The following is a 17,056-nucleotide window of genomic DNA, read 5'->3' as shown; positions in this document are numbered from 1 at the left end:
CCGCTTTGGCGGATGCTTGGCGCACCGCCGCCATTCGGGCATATAAAGACGCTGGAATGAACCGCGCCCGCGCCGACCGCGACGTATCGCCGAACATCGACCCCGATCTGCTCCTCGGGGCCTATTCGATCGGCGTTTTCCCGATGGCCGACAGCCGCGAGGCACCCGATATTTTCTGGGTCGAGCCCAAACAGCGCGGCATTCTGCCGCTGGACGGGTTCCGCCTCGCCCGCTCGCTGGCCAAGACACTGAAGGCGGATCGCTTCGAGGTGACCGCCGATCGCGCTTTCGGCCAAGTGGTGTCGGCCTGTGCGGAGCGGGTCGAGAACCGGCCCGATACCTGGATCAATCCGGCGATCGAAGATGCCTATGGAGAGCTTCACCGCCGCGGCAATGCCCATTCGATCGAATGCTGGCAGGGCGACGAGCTGGTCGGCGGGCTCTATGGCGTGTCGCTGGGCGCGGCCTTTTTTGGCGAGAGCATGTTCAGCCGCGCCCGCGACGCCTCGAAGATCGCGCTCGCCCATCTCGTCGCGCGGCTGAGGGTCGGGCGGTATCGCCTGCTCGACTGCCAGTTCATCACCGATCACCTCGCCTCGATGGGCGCGGTGGAGGTGAGCCGAGCGGCCTATCGCGCGTTGCTGGATTCCGCGCTGGTCGCCGGCGGGGTCGGCCCCGGCGCTGGCCTGCCCTCGGCATTGGTCGCGGCATCGGCAGGCGTCGATTTCGCGGCCCTCGACAAGCTCGTCTCGCCCCCGCCGGCCAGCGAGACGGTGTCCGGCCCGATATCCGGATGCGTCATCGCGCAGCTCTTGGGCCAGACATCGTAGATCGGGTGCTCGACGACGTTGAGCGACGGCGATTCCTTGTAGAGCCAGCCAGAGAAGATACGCGACCATGTGCCGTCGCGCGCCTGTACATCCACCTGCACGAACGCGCCGGTAAGTTGCTCCGGCTCCCAATCGGCGGTGGTCTCACAGGCGCGCAGGCGGATGATGAGGTCGTTGAGGCGGATCGCCTGTCCCGGCTTCAGCGTGACGTCGCGCCAGACGCCGTTGCGCTTGTTGAGCACGCCAAGCACGGCGACGCGATCGACGAGCGGCGTCTCGCCCTTGCTGATCGGGCGCGTCGGCAACACCGGCGGCGCGGCACGGGGCCGGGGCGCCGCGGCCGGCGTGGCGGCGGGGTCCGCCGCGGCGGGGGCGGCGCTGTCCGGCTGGATGGCAGGCGCGGTGGCTTCCTGGTAGGCGTGCAGGCCCTGCCACGCAGCGGCAACGCCGGCCGCGCCGAGCAGGCCGAGTTGCCAGCCCTTCACTTGCCCGGCGCCGGGGCCGTTCCCATCGTGCCGGAGCCGCCGGCGGCCGCGCCGCCGGACTTGTCGTCGCCGGAGCCGGTGCGGTTGATGAACTGGCCGATCAGGCTCATCAGGTCCAGCGAGCCCTGGGTGTCGACGATCATGTCGCCTTCCTTCAGCGCGACCTGATCCGCACCGGGCACGAGCTGGATATAAGTGCCGCCGAGCAGCCCCTCGGACGTGATCACCGCCGTCGAATCCGCCGGCACCTTCGTCGACGGATCGAGCGCGAGGACGACTTCGGCCTGCCACGTCTTGGGATCGAGCCGCTGGGTCGAGACCGTGCCCACCTTGAGGCCGGCGATGCGCACATCGGTGCCCACGCTGACGCCGGTGGCGTTGGGAAACAGCGCGGTGACGTGGACCGCCGAGGTGGCACCGCCGCCGCCGGTGCGCTGCCAGGCGAACACCGCGAACCACAGGGCGAGCGCGACGACGACGAAGCCGACAAGGGCCTCGGTCAGATTCTCACGGAAAACGCCACGCATCGCTCAGTTCGGGCTCCAGGCCTCATAATCGCCGGTGGCCGCGGCGCGCACGCCGCCGGCCTCCAGCGCGCCGGCCGGGCGATAGGCCTGGGCAGTGCCGGTCATGTTGGCGAGCGGCGGCTTCTGCCATTCGCGCGGCGGGGGCGCCTGATCCGGCGTCTGATCGACGGTGTTGTGCAGCCAGCCATGCCATTCCGGCGGCACGCGGCTCGCGTCATTGGCGCCGGCATAGATCACCCAACGGCGGCGCGGGCCCTTGCGGCCGGCCTTCGTCTCGAAATAGACGTTGCCGAGCGCGTCGCGGCCGACTTCGCTGCCATTGCGGCGGCTGAACAGGCTGGTGCCGATCGTGGCCCCATCCCACCAGGTGAAGATGCTCTTCAACAAACCCATGCCCTGCCCCTAGCCGGGATGCGGGTGGCCGCGCAACGGCAAAGGGATGGAAGGATGGTTTTCCCGTGCGGGCGCCGTCGTCCGGGATGACGAAGGGCTCGGTCCCCTCGACTACGCCCAGTCCATGCCCGCAACGAACGGGCGGGATCGCGCCGGCCGGGGCAAAGCCGGACCCGTCGACCCTGAAGAAGCCGCCCGGCTTGCCGAAGCGGGTCTCAAACAGCCCTGCCCGGGACAAACGGGAAGTGGGCGTCCTTCCCCCTCAATCCGGGTCGCGGAGCGTCACTGCGAGCGGGCCCTTGCGGCCGGCGGCGATGCGGGCGACGAGCCGCTGTTCCGGAATCAGATCGCGCAAGCCCGCGCGGCGCACCGTCTCCATATGGACGAAGATGTCCTCGGTCTGGCCCTCGCGCAGCACGAAGCCATAGCCCTTGAGCCGGTTGAACCATTTCACGCGCACGGCCTCTTCGTCCCCGGCGCCCTCGAGCAGCGCAATCGGATCGACATGATCCGTCTGCCGGCGGGCGACCGCGTCGGGATCGGGCCCGGTCGCGGTGCTGAGATCGAAGGAAACGAGCGAGCGGGCCTGAAGCCCGCGTTCCCGCTGCACCGCCTGGCAACGCACCGTCGCCCCTTCGGGCAGGGTGCGGCGGCCATGTTCGCGCAACACGGAGAAGTGAACGAGGACATCGCCCTCGCCATGATCACCAACCAGGAAGCCGAAGCCGCGTGTCGCGTCGAACCATTTGACGACGCCACATACGTCCAAGACGACTTCCGACGCTCCGGCGTCGTCATCGACACCGGCATCACTCATTTCAAAATCCGCCCCCGACGTTCGTTCCACGCTCCCCCCCGGGAACACGGTGCCAAACCCGGATGCGGACGACGGATCGCTGCGCATTCCCGAATTCTCCCCCGAGAGCACGACGTTAACACGACGAAACGGAGATGCGAAGCAGTAACAACAGGCGATTAAGCATAGGATGACCTAGTCGGCATCATTGTCTCCCGGCGGGGCAGAGATGATCGCGCGGGCAAGCTCCGGCTCATGGCCGGCGCGGATCATCGCCGCGATCGCCCTGGCGCGGACATCGCCCGTCGCGGGCTCGGCGGCATAAGGCCCGATGCGCCGGCGGCGCGCGAAGGCGAGCGCCGCCGCGCGGGCCCCCTCCTCGTCGTCGGGAAGCGCGCCCTGGCGATCCTCCGCCGCGATGCCGTCCGCCGCGAGCGCCGCGGCGACCCGCCGCCGCCCGTAGCCGCGCCGGGCAAGCGAGCGGCCGCGCGCCTCGGCGAAGGCGCGATCGTCGACATAGCCGGCCTCGGCCATGCGGGCGACGATGTCCTCCACCGGCGGTGAACCTGTGCCGACCCATTGCCGCACCGTCAGTTTTCGCGATAAATAGGCGGCGAGCTTCGCCCGCGTCGTCGCGTAGCGCGCCGCATAAGCCAGAGCGAGCGCCTCCAGCGCGGGCGCGTCGATCGGCCGTTGCCGCCTGTCCCCTTGCGCTTGCCGGCTCATGCCATGTTTGTGCCACAGTCGAGTCGAATTTTGAACGCCGCCATTCGACAGTGTAAGGGCCAAGGAGCTTGGGACTGGACCGACGCGACAAAAAACGCCAATGCCTGTACCTTTAGAGAAGTGGAGCAGCCATAGGTGCTGAACGAGATTATTAGCACCGACAAGGGGTTGGACGATGCGGACCGGCTCCTGCCGACGCCTTCCGATTGCCCCCGCCCGCGTCGCTATTCCGATTTCGGGACGCTGGGCGAGGCGCTGGATTACGCAGCGGGCACCGAGCGCGGGCTGAATTTCCATGACGCGCGCGGCACCCTGGTGCGCGCCTATCCGTTCGCGATGCTGCGCGCCGATGCGCTGGCCGCGGCGCGCCGGCTGCTGGCGCAGGGCGTGAAGCCGGGCGACCGGCTGGCGCTGATCGCCGAGACCGGCCCTGAATTCGCCGCCCTGTTCTTCGGCGCGGTCTATGCCGGCGCGTGGCCGGTGCCACTGCCGCTGCCGACCAGCTTCGGCGGGCGGGAAGCCTATATCGATCAGCTCAAGGTGCAGCTCGGCTCCTGTGATCCGAGCCTGCTCTTCTATCCGGACGAACTGGCCGCGCTGTGCGGCGCGGCGGCCGAGGCGGTCGGCGTCACCGGCATCGTCTGGGAACATTTCGCGGAGGGCGACGCGCCCGACATCGCGCTGCCCGACGCGCGCCCGGACGAGATCGCCTATCTGCAATATTCGAGCGGCTCGACGCGCTTCCCGCATGGCGTCGCCGTCACCCACCGCCAGCTGCTCAGCAATCTCGCCGCCCATTCGATCGGCATGGACATCCGCGACGGCGACCGCTGCGTATCGTGGCTTCCCTGGTATCACGACATGGGGCTGGTCGGCTGCCTGTTGTCGCCGGTGGCCAACCAGGTGTCGGTGGATTACCTGAAGACCGAGGATTTCGCCCGCCGCCCGCTCGCCTGGCTCGATCTGATCAGCCGCAATCCGGGCACCACCCTCTCCTATTCGCCGACGTTCGGCTACGACATCTGCGCGCGACGCATCGGCAGCCAGACGCCGGTCGCTGAACGGTTCGACCTGTCGCGCTGGCGCATCGCCGGCAACGGCGCGGACATGATCCGCCCGGACGTGATGCAGGCCTTCGTCGACGCCTTCGCGCCGGCGGGGTTCCAGGCCTCCGCATTCCTGCCATCCTATGGCCTTGCCGAGGCGACGCTGGCGGTGTCGATCATGCCCCCGGGCGAAGGCATCGTCGTCGAGCTGGTGGAGGAGACGCAGCTGTCCGGCGGCTCGGTCTCGGCGCATCGGCCGCAGCGTTATCGCGCGGTCGTCAATTGCGGCGTGCCGGCGCGCGGCATGGCGATCGAGATTCGCGACGAGGACGGCAACGTCCTTCCCGACAAGGCGATCGGCAAGCTGTGGTGCTCCGGCACCTCGGTGATGGAAGGCTATTTCCGCGATCCGGAGGCGACCGCCGCCTGCATGCAGGACGGCTGGCTGGACACCGGCGACATGGCCTACATGTCGGGCGGCTATGTCTATATCGTCGGCCGGGCGAAGGACATGATCATCATCAACGGCAAGAATCACTGGCCCCAGGACATCGAGTGGGCGGTGGAGCAGCTGCCGGGCTTCAAATCGGGCGACATCGCCGCCTTCGCGATCACGACCCCCGGCGGGGAGGAGACGCCGGCGGTGCTCGTCCAGTGCCGCACCTCGGACCCGAGCGAGCGAACGCGGCTGCGCGACATGATCCGCGACAAGGTGCGCACCATCACCGGCATGAACTGCGTGGTCGAGCTGGTGCCCCCGCGCACGCTGCCGCGCACTTCGTCCGGCAAGCTCAGCCGCGCCAAGGCCCGCAACCTCTATCTGTCCGGCGAGATCCAGCCTTACGACCTCGCCGCCTGAGGCGGCTTACCCCGTCTTAACCTGCTCCCGCGTAACTCGTCGCGATGTCCGACGAGCCACGCCTTCCGACTCTGGCCAGGGTGCTGGGCTTTGCCACGCATGCCGAAGGCGAACTCGACAGCGCGCGCTCGGTGCAGGCGGAGGACCTCGCCGCTTCCTGCCCGCTGGCGCTGACGCTCAGCCTGGCGACAGCGGCGATGCTCGCCCTGCTGCTCGGGCCGATCATGCCGCTGGCGCCGCTGGCGCTGTGGCTGGCGGCGCTGGCCGGGCTCACCGCCCTCGCGGTGCGCGATATCCGGCGCCATTGCCGCGTCGGCAGCGAGTTCGCCCCGCGCCGGCTGCTCCGCAACACGACCTTCAACGCGATGCTGTTCGGCCTGCTGTGGATGGTGCCCTCGGCGCTGTTCTCGCGCTGGTGCGACACCGCGGACGTCATCGTGCTGGCGATGCTGGTTCCGATCATGATGGCGGGCGCCGCGTTCCTGCTCTCGGCCGCCCCGCTCGCCGCGCTGATCTTCATCGCGCTGGAGGGGATCGGCGGCGCCGTGATGATCCTGCGCGTCGGATCGCCCCTGCTTGCCGCGGCCGCGCTGGTGGCGACGGTGCTGATGGCGGCTGCCTATTTGCGCCACGCGCGCACGCTGATGCAGCGCCGCGGCATCGAGATACTGCTCGACGAGCGCAACGCCGTGATCAGCCTGTTGCTGCGCGAGTTCGACGAAGGCGCCGACTGGCTATGGCAGATCGACACCGCCAAGATGCTGACCGGCGTCACCCCCAATCTCGCGCGCCGCTTCGGGCGCGAGGTGGCGGCGCTGGAAGGACAGCCGCTGCTCGAGCTGCTTGCCGGCGACGCCTGGGGCAGCGGCAAGGTCGCCCATGGCCTGCGCGATCTGGCCGAGAAATTCCGCCTGCGGGAGAGCTTCGGCAACCTCGTGCTGCCGGTGCCGGTGGCGGGCGAGATGCGCTGGTGGTCGCTTTCGGCGACACCGCGACATGACGAGACCGGCCGCTTCATCGGCTTCCAGGGCGTCGGGTCCGATATCACCGACCAGCGCCGCTCGGCCGACAGGATCGACCGCATGGCCCGGTTCGACGCGCTGACCGGCCTCGCCAATCGCCGCCAGATCATGGACGCGCTCTCCGAAGCGCTCGTTTCGGCGCATCGCGACGGCCATCGCGCCAGCTTCTTCATCATCGATCTCGACCGCTTCAAGCAGGTCAACGACACGCTCGGCCACCCGATCGGCGACCAGCTCCTCAAGCAGGTGGCGCGCCGCCTCATCGAGATATGCGGCGATTTCGCCCAGGCCGGGCGGCTGGGCGGCGACGAGTTCGCCGTCGTCGTCCACGACGCCAGCGACACCGCGCGCATCGACCGGCTGGCCGACGAGATCATCGCCGCCCTGTCCGCCCCCTATGAGATCGAGGCGCAGCGCCTGTTCATCGGCGCTTCGATCGGCAGCGCCACCGCCCCGCGCGACGGCCGTTCGGCGGAGACGGTGGTGCGCAATGCCGACCTCGCCCTTTATCGCGCCAAGGAGGAGGGGCGCGGCTGCCACCGCCGCTATGAACAGCATCTCTCCGCCCGCGCCGAGGAGCGCCGCGTCATCGAGATCGCGCTGCGCGAAGGGCTGGAGAAGGGCCAGTTCCGCCTCGTCTACCAGCCGATCGTCGCCTCGGCCGACAGCCGCATCGAGGGCTTCGAGGCCTATCTGCGCTGGACGCATCCCGAGCTGGGCGAGGTGCCGCCGGAGCGCTTCGTGCCGATCGCCGAGGAAGCGCGGCTGATCGGCCGGATCGGCGAATGGGTGATCCGCACCGCCTGCCAGGAGGCCGCCGGCTGGCCGGGCCAGACGCGGCTGGCGATCAACCTGTCGCGCGGGCAGTTCCATGATCCGCAACTCGTCAGCACGCTCGTCTCCGCGCTCTCGTCCAGCGGACTGGCGCCGACGCGGCTGGAGCTGGAGGTCGCCGAATCCGTGTTCCTGCGCGACGGCGGCCAGACCCAGGCGGTGATCGATCGCATCCACGCCACCGGCGTGCGTATCGCCCTCTCCGATTTCGGCACCGGCTATGCCTCGCTGGGCTATATCCGCAACGCACGCTTCTCGTCGATCAAGCTGGACCGCAGCTTCGTCGTCGGGGCCAGCCAGAATGCCTCGGACAGTCTGGCGGTGATCCGCGCGGTGGTGGCGATGGCCGACAGCCTGGGCATTGTCGTCACCGCCGAAGGCACCGAGACCGAGGACGAGTATCAACTGATCCGACGCCTCGGCTGCACCCAGGCACAGGGCTATCTGTTCGGCCACCCGGTCGCCGCGTGCGAGGCGCGGCTGCTGGCCGGCGTGCCGGCGGAGCGCCACGTCGCCTGACCGGGCGCGACCCTCAGACATCGGCCATCATCGCTGCCGCACCGTCCTCGCGCAGGCAATCGGCGAATTGCTGCAGGAGCCAGGAGGCGGCCGGCCCCGGCGGGGTATCGCGCCGCCAGATGTTCGACAGCCGATAATTGCCGCCGGGATGATCCGGCATCGCCAGGCGGACCAGCGTGCCCGCCACCAGGTCGCTCTCGATCATCGGCAGCGGCATGTTGCCCCAGCCAATGCCCTCGCGCAGCAGGGCGTGCTTGGCGCCGAGATCGGCCAGCCGCCAGGTGCGCGGGCTCATCACCGAAAAGTCGCGTCCCTGGGTCAGGGGCGAGCGGTCGGTGAGGACGATCTGGATATGATCTCGCCCCGCTCCCGGCGGCAGCGGATTGGTGCGGGCCAGCGGATGATCGGGCGCCGCCACCGGCACCATCAGCACGGACCCGATCGTCTGGCAGGCGATGCCGTCCATCTCGGAAGCGAGCGGGCCGCTGATCCCGATCACCGCCTGCCTGTCCAGCACCAGCCCCGTCACCGCGCCGAGCGCCTCGACATGGAGGCGCAGCGACACGGTCGGGAAAGCCGCGTTGAAAGCGCGCAGCACGCGGCCGAGCCGCTCCGACGGCAGCATCACGTCGACGGCGAGATTGACCTCCGCCTCCAGCCCGTCAAGCAGGCCCTTCACCTTGGCGCGCAGGCCGTCAATTCCCTGCGACACCGCCCGCGCCTCCGCGAGCACGGCATGGCCGGCGACGGTGAGCTTCGGCCGGCGCGTGCCCTCCCGATCGAACAGGGCAAGGCCGAGCTGCGCCTCGAGATTGCCGATGCCGTAGCTGATCACCGACACTGCCCGGTTGAGCTTGCGCGCCGCGGCGGCGAAGCTGCCCGTCTCGACCACCGTCAGGAACACGCGGAGCTGATCGAAAGTAGGCGTTCCCGGGCTCGACATTTCAACTTCCTCGAACGTTCACCCAGAATTTATCCGGCTGAGCACGCAAGTCCAGCGCGACTATCTGGGACGGGACAGATCGAAGGAGGGTCGAGATGAACCAGGACATTCCCGCGCTGAGCCAGACCGAGTGGAAGGCCGTTACCGTCGCCATCAACGACGCCGCCAATTGCGGCTGCGCCAGCGGCGAGCCGGGCCGGCTCGGGCGCATCTTCGCCGCGCTGACCGGCATCGAGCGGCCGAAGCCGCTGGCCGATCCCCGGCTGGAGGCACTGCGCCTGTTCGTCTGTGACACGCGCCGCAGCCGCAAGCCGGCGGAGAGCCTCGTCCCGGCGCTGATCGACCAGGGCTACAATCCGGCGCAGGTGCGCGCGATCGCGCTGCTCGCCGCCTGACCTTCCTCCGACCTCACCGAAAGGAACCGCGACATGATCGAACTTCGTCCCTTCGCCTCCCTTGGCGGCGCGAACCACGGCTGGCTCGATGCCAAGCATCATTTCTCCTTCGCCAATTATCACGATCCCGCCCGCACCAACTGGGGCAATCTGCGCGTCTGGAACGACGACACGATCGCGCCGCAGTCGGGCTTTCCGCCGCATCCGCATCGCGACATGGAGATCATCACCTATGTCCGCGAGGGCGCGATCACCCATCAGGACAATCTCGGCAACAAGGGCCGTACAGAAGCCGGCGACGTGCAGGTGATGTCGGCCGGCACCGGCATCGCCCATGCGGAGTATAATATGGAGGACGTGACGACCCGGATCTTCCAGATCTGGATCCTGCCGACGCGCACCGGCGAAAAGCCCAGCTGGGGCGCCAAGCCTTTCCCCAAGGGCGATCGCGCCGGCCAGTTCGTCGTGCTCGCTTCGGGCTTCGCCAACGACGATGACGCGCTGCCGATCCGCACCGATGCGCGGGTGGTCGGCGCGACGCTGAAGGCCGGCGAGACGGCGGAGTATCCGCTCGGCCGGGATCGGCGCGGCTACCTGGTGCCGGCCACCGGCGCCATCGAGATTGACGGCCAGCGGATCAACGCCCGCGATGGCGCCGCGATCAGCGAGGTCGACACGATCACGGTGACCGCGCTCGAAGATAGCGAGATCGTGCTGGTCGACGCCGCCTGAACCACTGCCTCGGACCGGCAACATCGATCGCGTGGCCCCCCTCTCCGCGATCTGCCGGTCCAGTGTGCCGCCGGGCCTCTCCCCTCCGCCCGGCGGCACCAACTTTTCTTTCTCGCCCCACCCTGCGACAGTGGCGCGACCCGACCCAGGAGTTGCCAGCATGACCCTCCGCTCCAGCGACGTCGACGGCGTCGACCTCGTCATCCTGCCGCCGGTGCGCGACCTCGGCGACGGGTTCAGCGTGCGGCGCGCGCTGCCATCCGCGCATCGCCGCATGGTCGGGCCGTTCATCTTCTTCGACCATATGGGCCCGTCCGCCTTCAACAGCGGCGATGGACTGGACGTCCGCCCGCACCCGCATATCGGGCTCGCCACCGTCACCTATCTTATCGAAGGCGAGATCATGCACCGGGATTCGGTGGGCTCGGTCCAGTCGATCCGCCCGGGTGAAGTGAACTGGATGACCGCAGGCTCCGGCATCGTCCATTCCGAGCGCACCGGGCCGGAGCTGCGCGCTGCGGGCGGCCCGCTGCACGGACTGCAGACCTGGGTCGCGCTTCCTACGGCTTATGAGGAATCTGACCCAAGTTTCTCGCACTACAAGGAAAGCGAAATTCCGAAGCTGGACGCGGACGGGGTTACCCTGACCCTCGTCGCGGGCCGCTCCGACGGGCTGGTCTCGCCGGTGAAGACCTTCTCGGACATGGTCTATGCCGAGATCCTGCTCGTCGACGGGGCACGTTACCAGCTCAGGGCCGAGCATGTGGAGCGGGCCATTTATGTGGTGTCCGGCGCGATCGAGGTGGAGGGCCAGGCCGGCAGCTTCACCGAACATGAGCTGGTCGTGTTCAAACCCGGCGCCGAGATCGTCGTCCGCGCCAAGGGTCCGACCCGGCTGATGCTTGCAGGCGGCGAGCCTTTCCCGGAAAAAAGGCATATTTACTGGAACTTCGTGTCATCTTCTGCCGATCGGATCGAACAGGCGAAGGAGGATTGGCGCGGGCAACGCTTTGCGCCGGTGCCGGAGGAGAGCGAGTTCATTCCCCTTCCCGACGATCCCCGGCCGGTCCGCTATCCCTGAAAGGAGCCTCGCCATGACCCACGCCACCGCCCATATCGGGCGCGACCGCTATCGCACGACCATCGAGGTATCGGGCCATCCGATCACCGCCGACGAACCGCAGCGTGTCGGCGGCGGCGATGCCGGGCCGGCTCCCTATGACTTGCTGCTCTCCGCGCTCGGCGCCTGCACCGCGATCACGCTGCGCATGTATGCCGATCGCAAGGAATGGCCGCTGGAGTCGCTGGATGTGAGCCTGCGCATCGTCCGCGCCGGCGAGGACATGCGTATCGAGCGGACGCTACGCCCCGCCGGCGCACTCAGCGAGGAGCAGCGCGCCCGCCTCGCCGATATCGCGGAGCGCACGCCGGTGACCCTGACGCTCAAGTCCGGCCTTCCCATCCACACCCAGCTCGCCTGAGACGATTTCCGAGGAGAGACCGGCAATGCCAACCCGCAGCCTGGAATTCACCGGCAGCACCCTCATGCCATTGTCCGGCCGTGTCGAGATGCCGGAAGGGCTGCCGCGCGCCTGGGCGGTGTTCGCCCACTGCCTCACCTGCGGGAAGGACAATATCGCCGCGGTGCGCATCGCCCGCGCTCTGGCGGCGCAGGGCATCGGCGTGCTGCGCTTTGATTTCGCCGGACTCGGGGACAGCGAGGGCGAGTTCGCCGAAACCAGCTTCGCCACCAATGTCGCCGACCTCGTCGCCGCCGTCACTTCGATGACCGCATCAGGAATGACGCCCAGCCTGTTGATCGGGCACAGTTTTGGCGGCGCCGCCGTACTCGCCGCTGCGGGTCAGTTGGAGCAGATCAAGGCGGTGGCGACGATCGCCGCGCCGTTTGATGTCGCCCACGTCCTCCATCATTTCGCGCCGGACAGCCTCGAGGCGATCGCACGCGACGGCATGGCGAAGGTGCCGCTGGCAGGCCGCACCTTTGCCGTAGGGCGACAGTTTCTGGACGATTTGCGCAGCCACGATCAGGGCGCTCGCATCGCCGCGCTGCACCGGCCGCTGCTCATCCTCCACGCTCCGCAGGATGACGTGGTCGGCATCGACAACGCCACCCGCATCTTCATGGCAGCGCGCCATCCCAAGAGCTTCATTTCTCTGGACAATGCCGATCACCTCCTGTCGGGCGCCGAGGATGCGCGCTACGCCGCCGGCCTGATCGCGGCGTGGGCAAGCCGCTATCTGCCGCCGCTGGAGCAAACCCGCGAAGGCTTCGACGCGCAGGACGTCGTCGCCGAGGAAACGCGCGAGGGACGTTACCAGGTCGCGATCCGCGCCGGCGGTCTGCGTTTCCTGGCCGACGAACCGGTCAGCGTCGGCGGGATGGGATCGGGGCCGACGCCCTATGACCTGCTGTCGGCCGCGCTCGGCGCCTGCACGACGATGACACTGCGGCTCTATGCCGACGGCAAGGGCTGGCCGGTCAACCGCATCCAGACCGCGGTCGGGCATGTCCGCGAGGCGGGCGTGGAGCCTGCCGACCTGTTCACCCGCCGCATCGCCGTCGACGGCGCGCTCGACGCAGCGCAGCGCGCGCGGCTTCTGGAGATCGCCGATCGCTGCCCGGTCCACCGCACGCTCGAGAAGGGATCGCGGGTGATGACCCGCCTCGGCGACCCGCCTGCCCAGGCCGAGCGCATCGAGGCGCACGCCGAGGAAATGGCACGGATGATGGAACACCCGGGCGGCTGAGATCGCGCAAATGACGGCTTTGCGGCGACCGCGAAACCGGATAGCATCCGGGCAATAGCGATGCTCCGGGGAAAGAGGATCGACTATGCCGATCACATCCCTGTCTCCGGTGCGTACCTGTTCCGATCTCGCCGCCGCCATCCAGGCGATCGGCGACCTGTTCACGCAGGCCACGCCCGCGATCGGGCTGGAGGGCGCCGCTCCAGCGCCCGGCTTCGGCCATTATGACGGGCTGCCGTCCAGGGTCGAGTTCTCCGACGAGGGGCGCAACGCAACGCTGCTCGCGCCCATTTCCTACACGCGGCCCGACGGCAGCGCCTGGCCGGTGCCGCTCGGCTCGGCCCTCGACGGGGCCTCGATCCCGCGCGTCTTCTGGTCGCTGATCGGCGGGCCGTTCGAGGGCCGGTATCTCAACGCCTCGATCGTCCACGATCATTATTGCGACGCCAGATCGCGCCCGTGGCGGGATACGCACCGCATGTTCCACGATGCCATGCGGTGCAGCGGCGTGTCGGCGGTACAGGCGAAGATCATGTTCTACGCCGTCTACCGCTTCGGCCCGCGCTGGAACGCGCCGGGCGTGGCGCTGGAAGGCGCGCTGGAGGCAATGCGCCAGCCGGGCGATGCGGATGCCGCGACGCTGGTCGCCGACAGCGAGGCGATCGTCGGCCACGGCCTCAACCTCGCCGAGATCGAGGCGCTGGCCGATGCCCGCGACACGGTGCGGGCGGCCGTGGAGGGCGCGCTCGACGCCCCGGCGGAGCGCATCGCCCGCGCCCGGCTGCTGGTCGTCACCGGCGGCAGCGGCACCGGCGAGGATCTGGAAGCGGTCGCCCGCGAGGCGGCGTCCCTTCCCGATGCGGTGATGGCGCGGTTCGAGGACCTGGGCATCCGCATCATCGCCTGCCGCGAAGCGGTCACCGATTTCGAGACCGGGCTGCGCGGCGTCGTGCCGCGCGGCTGGGAGAATACCGGGCGCACCTGGGACGACGTGCCCGGCACCTATCTGGACGACCGCAAGCGGGTGGTGATCGCGACCATCGCCGGGCCGGCGGGCGAGCGGGTGGTGCCCACCGCGGCGTCGGGCAAACATGGTTCGGCGTCGCTGGTCGTGCATGAATCGCTGCACGGCCATGACTATAGCGGCCGACATCAGGTGATCCGCGCCGCCGGCTTCCAGACGGCCCGCGACGGCGATCTGGCCCGGCTCGGCGTCTATGAATCGCAGCCGGGCGATGCCGGACTGGAGGAGACCTTCGCCGAGAGCGGCGCGCGCTTCTGCGTCGAGTCCGCAGCGCTGCACGGCGACTGGCCCAATCTGTTCGGCTATTGGGAGGCGGCGCCGCTTGCCGCCGGGCCGGTGCTCGAATCGCCGCTCGCCGTCGCCGAGCCCGACCCGGCAGCGCCGATCGGCACCGCCGAGCTGCGCGACGACGGCGCCATCCGGCTCGATCTGCGCGCGGAGGGACCGGGCGGCGCCATAGGCCATGCCGCCTTCGTCATCGCCCGCACCGACATCGTCTTCCCGGCGGTGCGGGATCATCTGTTCGCCGGCGGCGCGCTGGAGGCGGCGCCGGGGCGCGTGCTGCCGTTCCGACCGATGCCGGCATCGCGCTGACGCCCCCTCAACTTTCTCGCCGCCGGCTTTCCGGCCGGCCTATTCCAGGAGACGGACATGGGATTGATACCGAACTGCAAGGATCCTGCCCTCACCGCCCTCAAGGCGATGGGCTATAATGTCGTCCGGTTGCCCAAGGCGGACCTGACGCCGACGCTGCTGCTGGCGCGCAAGGGCAGCAAGCTGCAGCGCATCGGCTCGCTCACGTCCGTGTTCACACCGGCACCGGCGGCGCCGGTCCCGGCCATTTCCGCCGACAATCCGGCGCCGAACGTGTCCGGCACGAAATCGGCCGATATCGACATCGGCATCGGGCTCAACATCCTTGGCGGGCTGATCTCGGCGCTCGGCGGCTCCACGCTCGCACTGAACGCGGGCTATACCCAGGCGCGGTCCGTGCAGTTCGAGTTCGCCGGGGTGCTGGAAAGCAATGCCGAGCCGGCGCTTCTCGACCAGTTTTTTGCAGGCGCGACCATCAATCCCTTTGCGCACGCGATTAGCGACATGCTGGATTCGGACGATGTGTTCGTCATCACCTCGACCCTGAAATCCAGCAAGATCAACGTCGCCGCCAAGGACGACCACAAGAACTCGATCGGCCTCGACGTGCCGGTGATCCAGGGCGCGGTGGGCGGCAGCCTGAAGGTCTCGGGCAGCGGCGCGAGCAGTTCCGTGGTCACTTACGAGGGACAGGTTCCACTGGTGTTCGGCTTTCAGGCGGTGCGCCTGATCTTCGACGACGGCCGCTATCGCACGATGAAGCTCGCCGATGCCGGCAGCATCGCGCTGGAGGCAGCGCTGGGCGAAGGGCCCCAGGGCTATGTCTATCTCGACCAGGGCGGCCTGATCGCAACCGATCTGTGAGGGGCAAGCCGATGCACTGGATGGATGGAACGGTGCGCGTGCCGCGAAGCACGGCGCGCCTCGCGCGAACAGGGCAGCCCAGGGGGAGCGCCGGCCTCGGCCTGGAGGCGGCGGCGCCCTCCCGGGGGCTCGCCGCGGCGCCGGGGCTGCCGCGGGAGGATCGCGTGGAGATGCTCCGCGCCGGGCTCGACGCGCGCAATGCCGACCCGGAGCTGGCCGCGGCGCTCGTCGCCGGTGCGCAGACGGCCTTGCCCAAGCTCGACGACGGCCGCGACGACTTCACCATCCGCGAGGCGGTCGCGCTTGAGGCGGTGGTGCTGACCGACGGCACGCGGCCGAGCCTCACCATCCGCGACGGCTATATCGATCTCGCCGCCGCGGAGGTCGGCGAATGGCGCACGGCCCTGTCGCTGTTCCGGCCGGCGATCGAGAAGGTGATCCGCTCGGTGGCGCGGATCAACGTGCCGGTAAAGCCGTTCTTCGCCGGCACCGGCTTCGTCGTCGCCGACGATCTCGTCATCACAAATCGCCATGTCGCCGAGGCGATCGCCGTGGAAGGGCCGCGCGGCACCTGGACGCTGCGCTGGCCCGACGCGACCACGCTGGATTTCCTCGCCGAGGACGGCGCCCCCGCCAGGCCATCCGCCCGGGTCACCGACATCCCCTTCGCCGGGCCCGATCCGATCGCAGGCATGGTCGATTTCGGCCATCTCGACGTGGCCGTCCTGCGCTGCACCGGGATCGGCGGCGCCCGGCTTCCCGACGCCGTGTCGCTCGACGCCGGGCCGGACCGGCTGGCGGAAAGCGGCGCCTTTTGCGCCATCGGCTTTCCGGCGCGGCCGCTGGTGCAGGTCGGCGACGCCGTGCCGCCGCCCGGCTTCGAGACCAGCGCGGTGATCAGCTCCGTCTTCCACGGCGATTTCGGCGTCAAGAAGCTGGCGCCCGGCCGCATCGAGGACATGCCCGGCGCCCTGCCCGGCGACCGGCGCAAATGGGTCCTCTCCCATGACGCATCGACGCTCGGCGGCAATTCCGGCTCGGCACTGGTCGATCTTGATGCCGACGGCGGGCGCATCATCGGCATCCATTTCGGCGGCATCAGCCGGGAGGAGAATTATGGTCACGGCTTCGCCGCGATCCGCGCCTCGCTCCCCGACCTCATCAAATGCTTCGCTTGATCGGCCCCGTAACGATTCAGCGCTGATCGAGGGCAAACTGTCCGGTTTCGGGAAAAAATAAGAACGCGCAGGAAACGATTGTGTCATTCACGAGTTTGTTAACCCTAGCGCAAGGTTGCGTATCCCCGGGGCTGAGGGAAATGTGATGGCGGAGAATGACGCACTCTGGAAGTGGATGAAGACCCTGATCGGCTATGTCCGCTCCGGAAGGCCGGACCTGACGAATCGGCAGATGGCGCTGCTGCTGATCGTCTATCGCACTAACGGGCCGCATACGGTTCGCGGCCTCGCCGGCATGCTGGGCGTCTCCAAGCCCGTGGTGACGCGAGCCTTGAACACCCTCTCCGCGCTGGGCTATCTGCGCCGCGAACGCGACGAAAAGGATCGTCGCAATATCTTCATCACGCGCACGCAGTCAGGGGCGGATTTTCTTGAAGGTTTCAGTGGCCTCATCGGCGGCGATACGGGCCGAAGCCCCCCACCGGGCCAACAGTTCGCCGGCCTCGCTCACGGTTGAGCG

At 68.8% G+C, this 17,056-nt stretch carries 17 protein-coding genes and 1 pseudogene; 12 read left to right on the top strand and 6 right to left on the bottom strand.

Annotated elements, in window-relative coordinates; all coding sequences use genetic code 11:
* Positions 1-56 precede the first annotated feature (56 nt).
* Complete coding sequence (gene aat / locus KOF26_RS13825) at positions 57-830, top strand: leucyl/phenylalanyl-tRNA--protein transferase (protein WP_216326100.1); 774 nt, start codon at positions 57-59, stop codon at positions 828-830.
* A 35-nt stretch (positions 831-865) separates the two neighbouring features.
* On the opposite strand, the pseudogene KOF26_RS17195 reads toward aat, so the two are convergent.
* The 5 genes and pseudogenes from KOF26_RS17195 to KOF26_RS13800 form a co-directional block, all read right to left on the bottom strand.
* A pseudogene (locus KOF26_RS17195) lies at positions 866-1,072 on the bottom strand (DUF2155 domain-containing protein); the annotation flags it as partial.
* A 239-nt stretch (positions 1,073-1,311) separates the two neighbouring features.
* Positions 1,312-1,842, bottom strand: a complete 531-nt coding sequence (mlaD, locus tag KOF26_RS13815; RefSeq protein WP_216326097.1) for an outer membrane lipid asymmetry maintenance protein MlaD — start codon at positions 1,840-1,842, stop codon at positions 1,312-1,314.
* A 3-nt stretch (positions 1,843-1,845) separates the two neighbouring features.
* Entirely contained in the window at positions 1,846-2,235 is a 390-nt protein-coding gene (locus tag KOF26_RS13810) for an NADH:ubiquinone oxidoreductase subunit NDUFA12 (RefSeq protein WP_216326094.1), read from the bottom strand.
* A gap of 262 nt (positions 2,236-2,497) precedes the next feature.
* Complete coding sequence (locus KOF26_RS13805; protein ID WP_216326091.1) at positions 2,498-3,052, bottom strand: cold-shock protein; 555 nt, start codon at positions 3,050-3,052, stop codon at positions 2,498-2,500.
* A 174-nt stretch (positions 3,053-3,226) separates the two neighbouring features.
* On the bottom strand, positions 3,227-3,757 hold the full coding sequence (locus tag KOF26_RS13800) for a RecX family transcriptional regulator (protein WP_216326087.1): 531 nt from the start codon (positions 3,755-3,757) through the stop codon (positions 3,227-3,229).
* Between the two features lie 135 nt (positions 3,758-3,892).
* On the opposite strand from KOF26_RS13800, the gene KOF26_RS13795 reads away from it, so the two are divergent.
* Entirely contained in the window at positions 3,893-5,662 is a 1,770-nt protein-coding gene (locus KOF26_RS13795; RefSeq protein WP_363182255.1) for a fatty acyl-AMP ligase, read from the top strand.
* Between the two features lie 44 nt (positions 5,663-5,706).
* On the top strand, positions 5,707-8,037 hold the full coding sequence (locus tag KOF26_RS13790) for a putative bifunctional diguanylate cyclase/phosphodiesterase (RefSeq protein WP_216326084.1): 2,331 nt from the start codon (positions 5,707-5,709) through the stop codon (positions 8,035-8,037).
* A 13-nt stretch (positions 8,038-8,050) separates the two neighbouring features.
* Here the strand turns inward: KOF26_RS13790 and KOF26_RS13785 are convergent, their stop codons facing one another.
* On the bottom strand, positions 8,051-8,980 hold the full coding sequence (locus KOF26_RS13785; protein ID WP_216326082.1) for a LysR family transcriptional regulator: 930 nt from the start codon (positions 8,978-8,980) through the stop codon (positions 8,051-8,053).
* 95 nt (positions 8,981-9,075) lie between these two features.
* Here KOF26_RS13785 and KOF26_RS13780 point away from each other — a divergent pair, with 95 nt between their 5' ends.
* The 9 genes from KOF26_RS13780 (at position 9,076) to KOF26_RS13740 (ending at position 17,053) form a co-directional block, all read left to right on the top strand.
* Positions 9,076-9,375 carry a hypothetical protein gene (locus KOF26_RS13780; protein WP_216326079.1) on the top strand — a complete coding sequence of 100 codons (300 nt, stop codon included), beginning with the start codon at positions 9,076-9,078 and terminating at the stop codon, positions 9,373-9,375.
* 33 nt (positions 9,376-9,408) lie between these two features.
* A complete protein-coding gene (locus KOF26_RS13775; protein ID WP_216326076.1) occupies positions 9,409-10,107 on the top strand; it encodes a pirin family protein in 699 nt (232 codons plus the stop codon).
* A 160-nt stretch (positions 10,108-10,267) separates the two neighbouring features.
* Complete coding sequence (locus KOF26_RS13770; protein WP_216326074.1) at positions 10,268-11,188, top strand: pirin family protein; 921 nt, start codon at positions 10,268-10,270, stop codon at positions 11,186-11,188.
* A gap of 13 nt (positions 11,189-11,201) precedes the next feature.
* Complete coding sequence (locus tag KOF26_RS13765) at positions 11,202-11,588, top strand: OsmC family protein (RefSeq protein ID WP_216326072.1); 387 nt, start codon at positions 11,202-11,204, stop codon at positions 11,586-11,588.
* A 25-nt stretch (positions 11,589-11,613) separates the two neighbouring features.
* A complete protein-coding gene (locus KOF26_RS13760) occupies positions 11,614-12,876 on the top strand; it encodes a bifunctional alpha/beta hydrolase/OsmC family protein (RefSeq protein WP_216326070.1) in 1,263 nt (420 codons plus the stop codon).
* A gap of 85 nt (positions 12,877-12,961) precedes the next feature.
* Positions 12,962-14,494, top strand: coding sequence for a DUF1353 domain-containing protein (locus KOF26_RS13755; protein ID WP_216326068.1), 1,533 nt, complete (start codon positions 12,962-12,964; stop codon positions 14,492-14,494).
* 57 nt (positions 14,495-14,551) lie between these two features.
* The gene (locus KOF26_RS13750; protein ID WP_216326066.1) at positions 14,552-15,358 is read left to right on the top strand and encodes a gasdermin; all 807 of its coding nucleotides are present in this window, start codon (positions 14,552-14,554) and stop codon (positions 15,356-15,358) included.
* Positions 15,359-15,369: 11 nt separating this feature from the next.
* Positions 15,370-16,536 (top strand): trypsin-like serine peptidase, encoded by a 1,167-nt coding sequence (locus tag KOF26_RS13745; protein WP_216326065.1) that lies wholly within the window; start codon positions 15,370-15,372, stop codon positions 16,534-16,536.
* Between the two features lie 175 nt (positions 16,537-16,711).
* Positions 16,712-17,053, top strand: coding sequence for a MarR family transcriptional regulator (locus KOF26_RS13740; protein ID WP_216326061.1), 342 nt, complete (start codon positions 16,712-16,714; stop codon positions 17,051-17,053).
* The last annotated feature ends 3 nt before the right edge of the window (positions 17,054-17,056 follow it).

The sequence above is a fragment of the Sphingomonas quercus genome, from assembly GCF_018863195.1.
In the GTDB taxonomy this organism is placed as follows: Bacteria; Pseudomonadota; Alphaproteobacteria; order Sphingomonadales; family Sphingomonadaceae; genus Solisphingomonas; species Solisphingomonas quercus.
The sequence above is the reverse complement of the archived record's forward strand: the minus strand, read 5'-3'. Positions and strand labels throughout refer to the sequence as shown.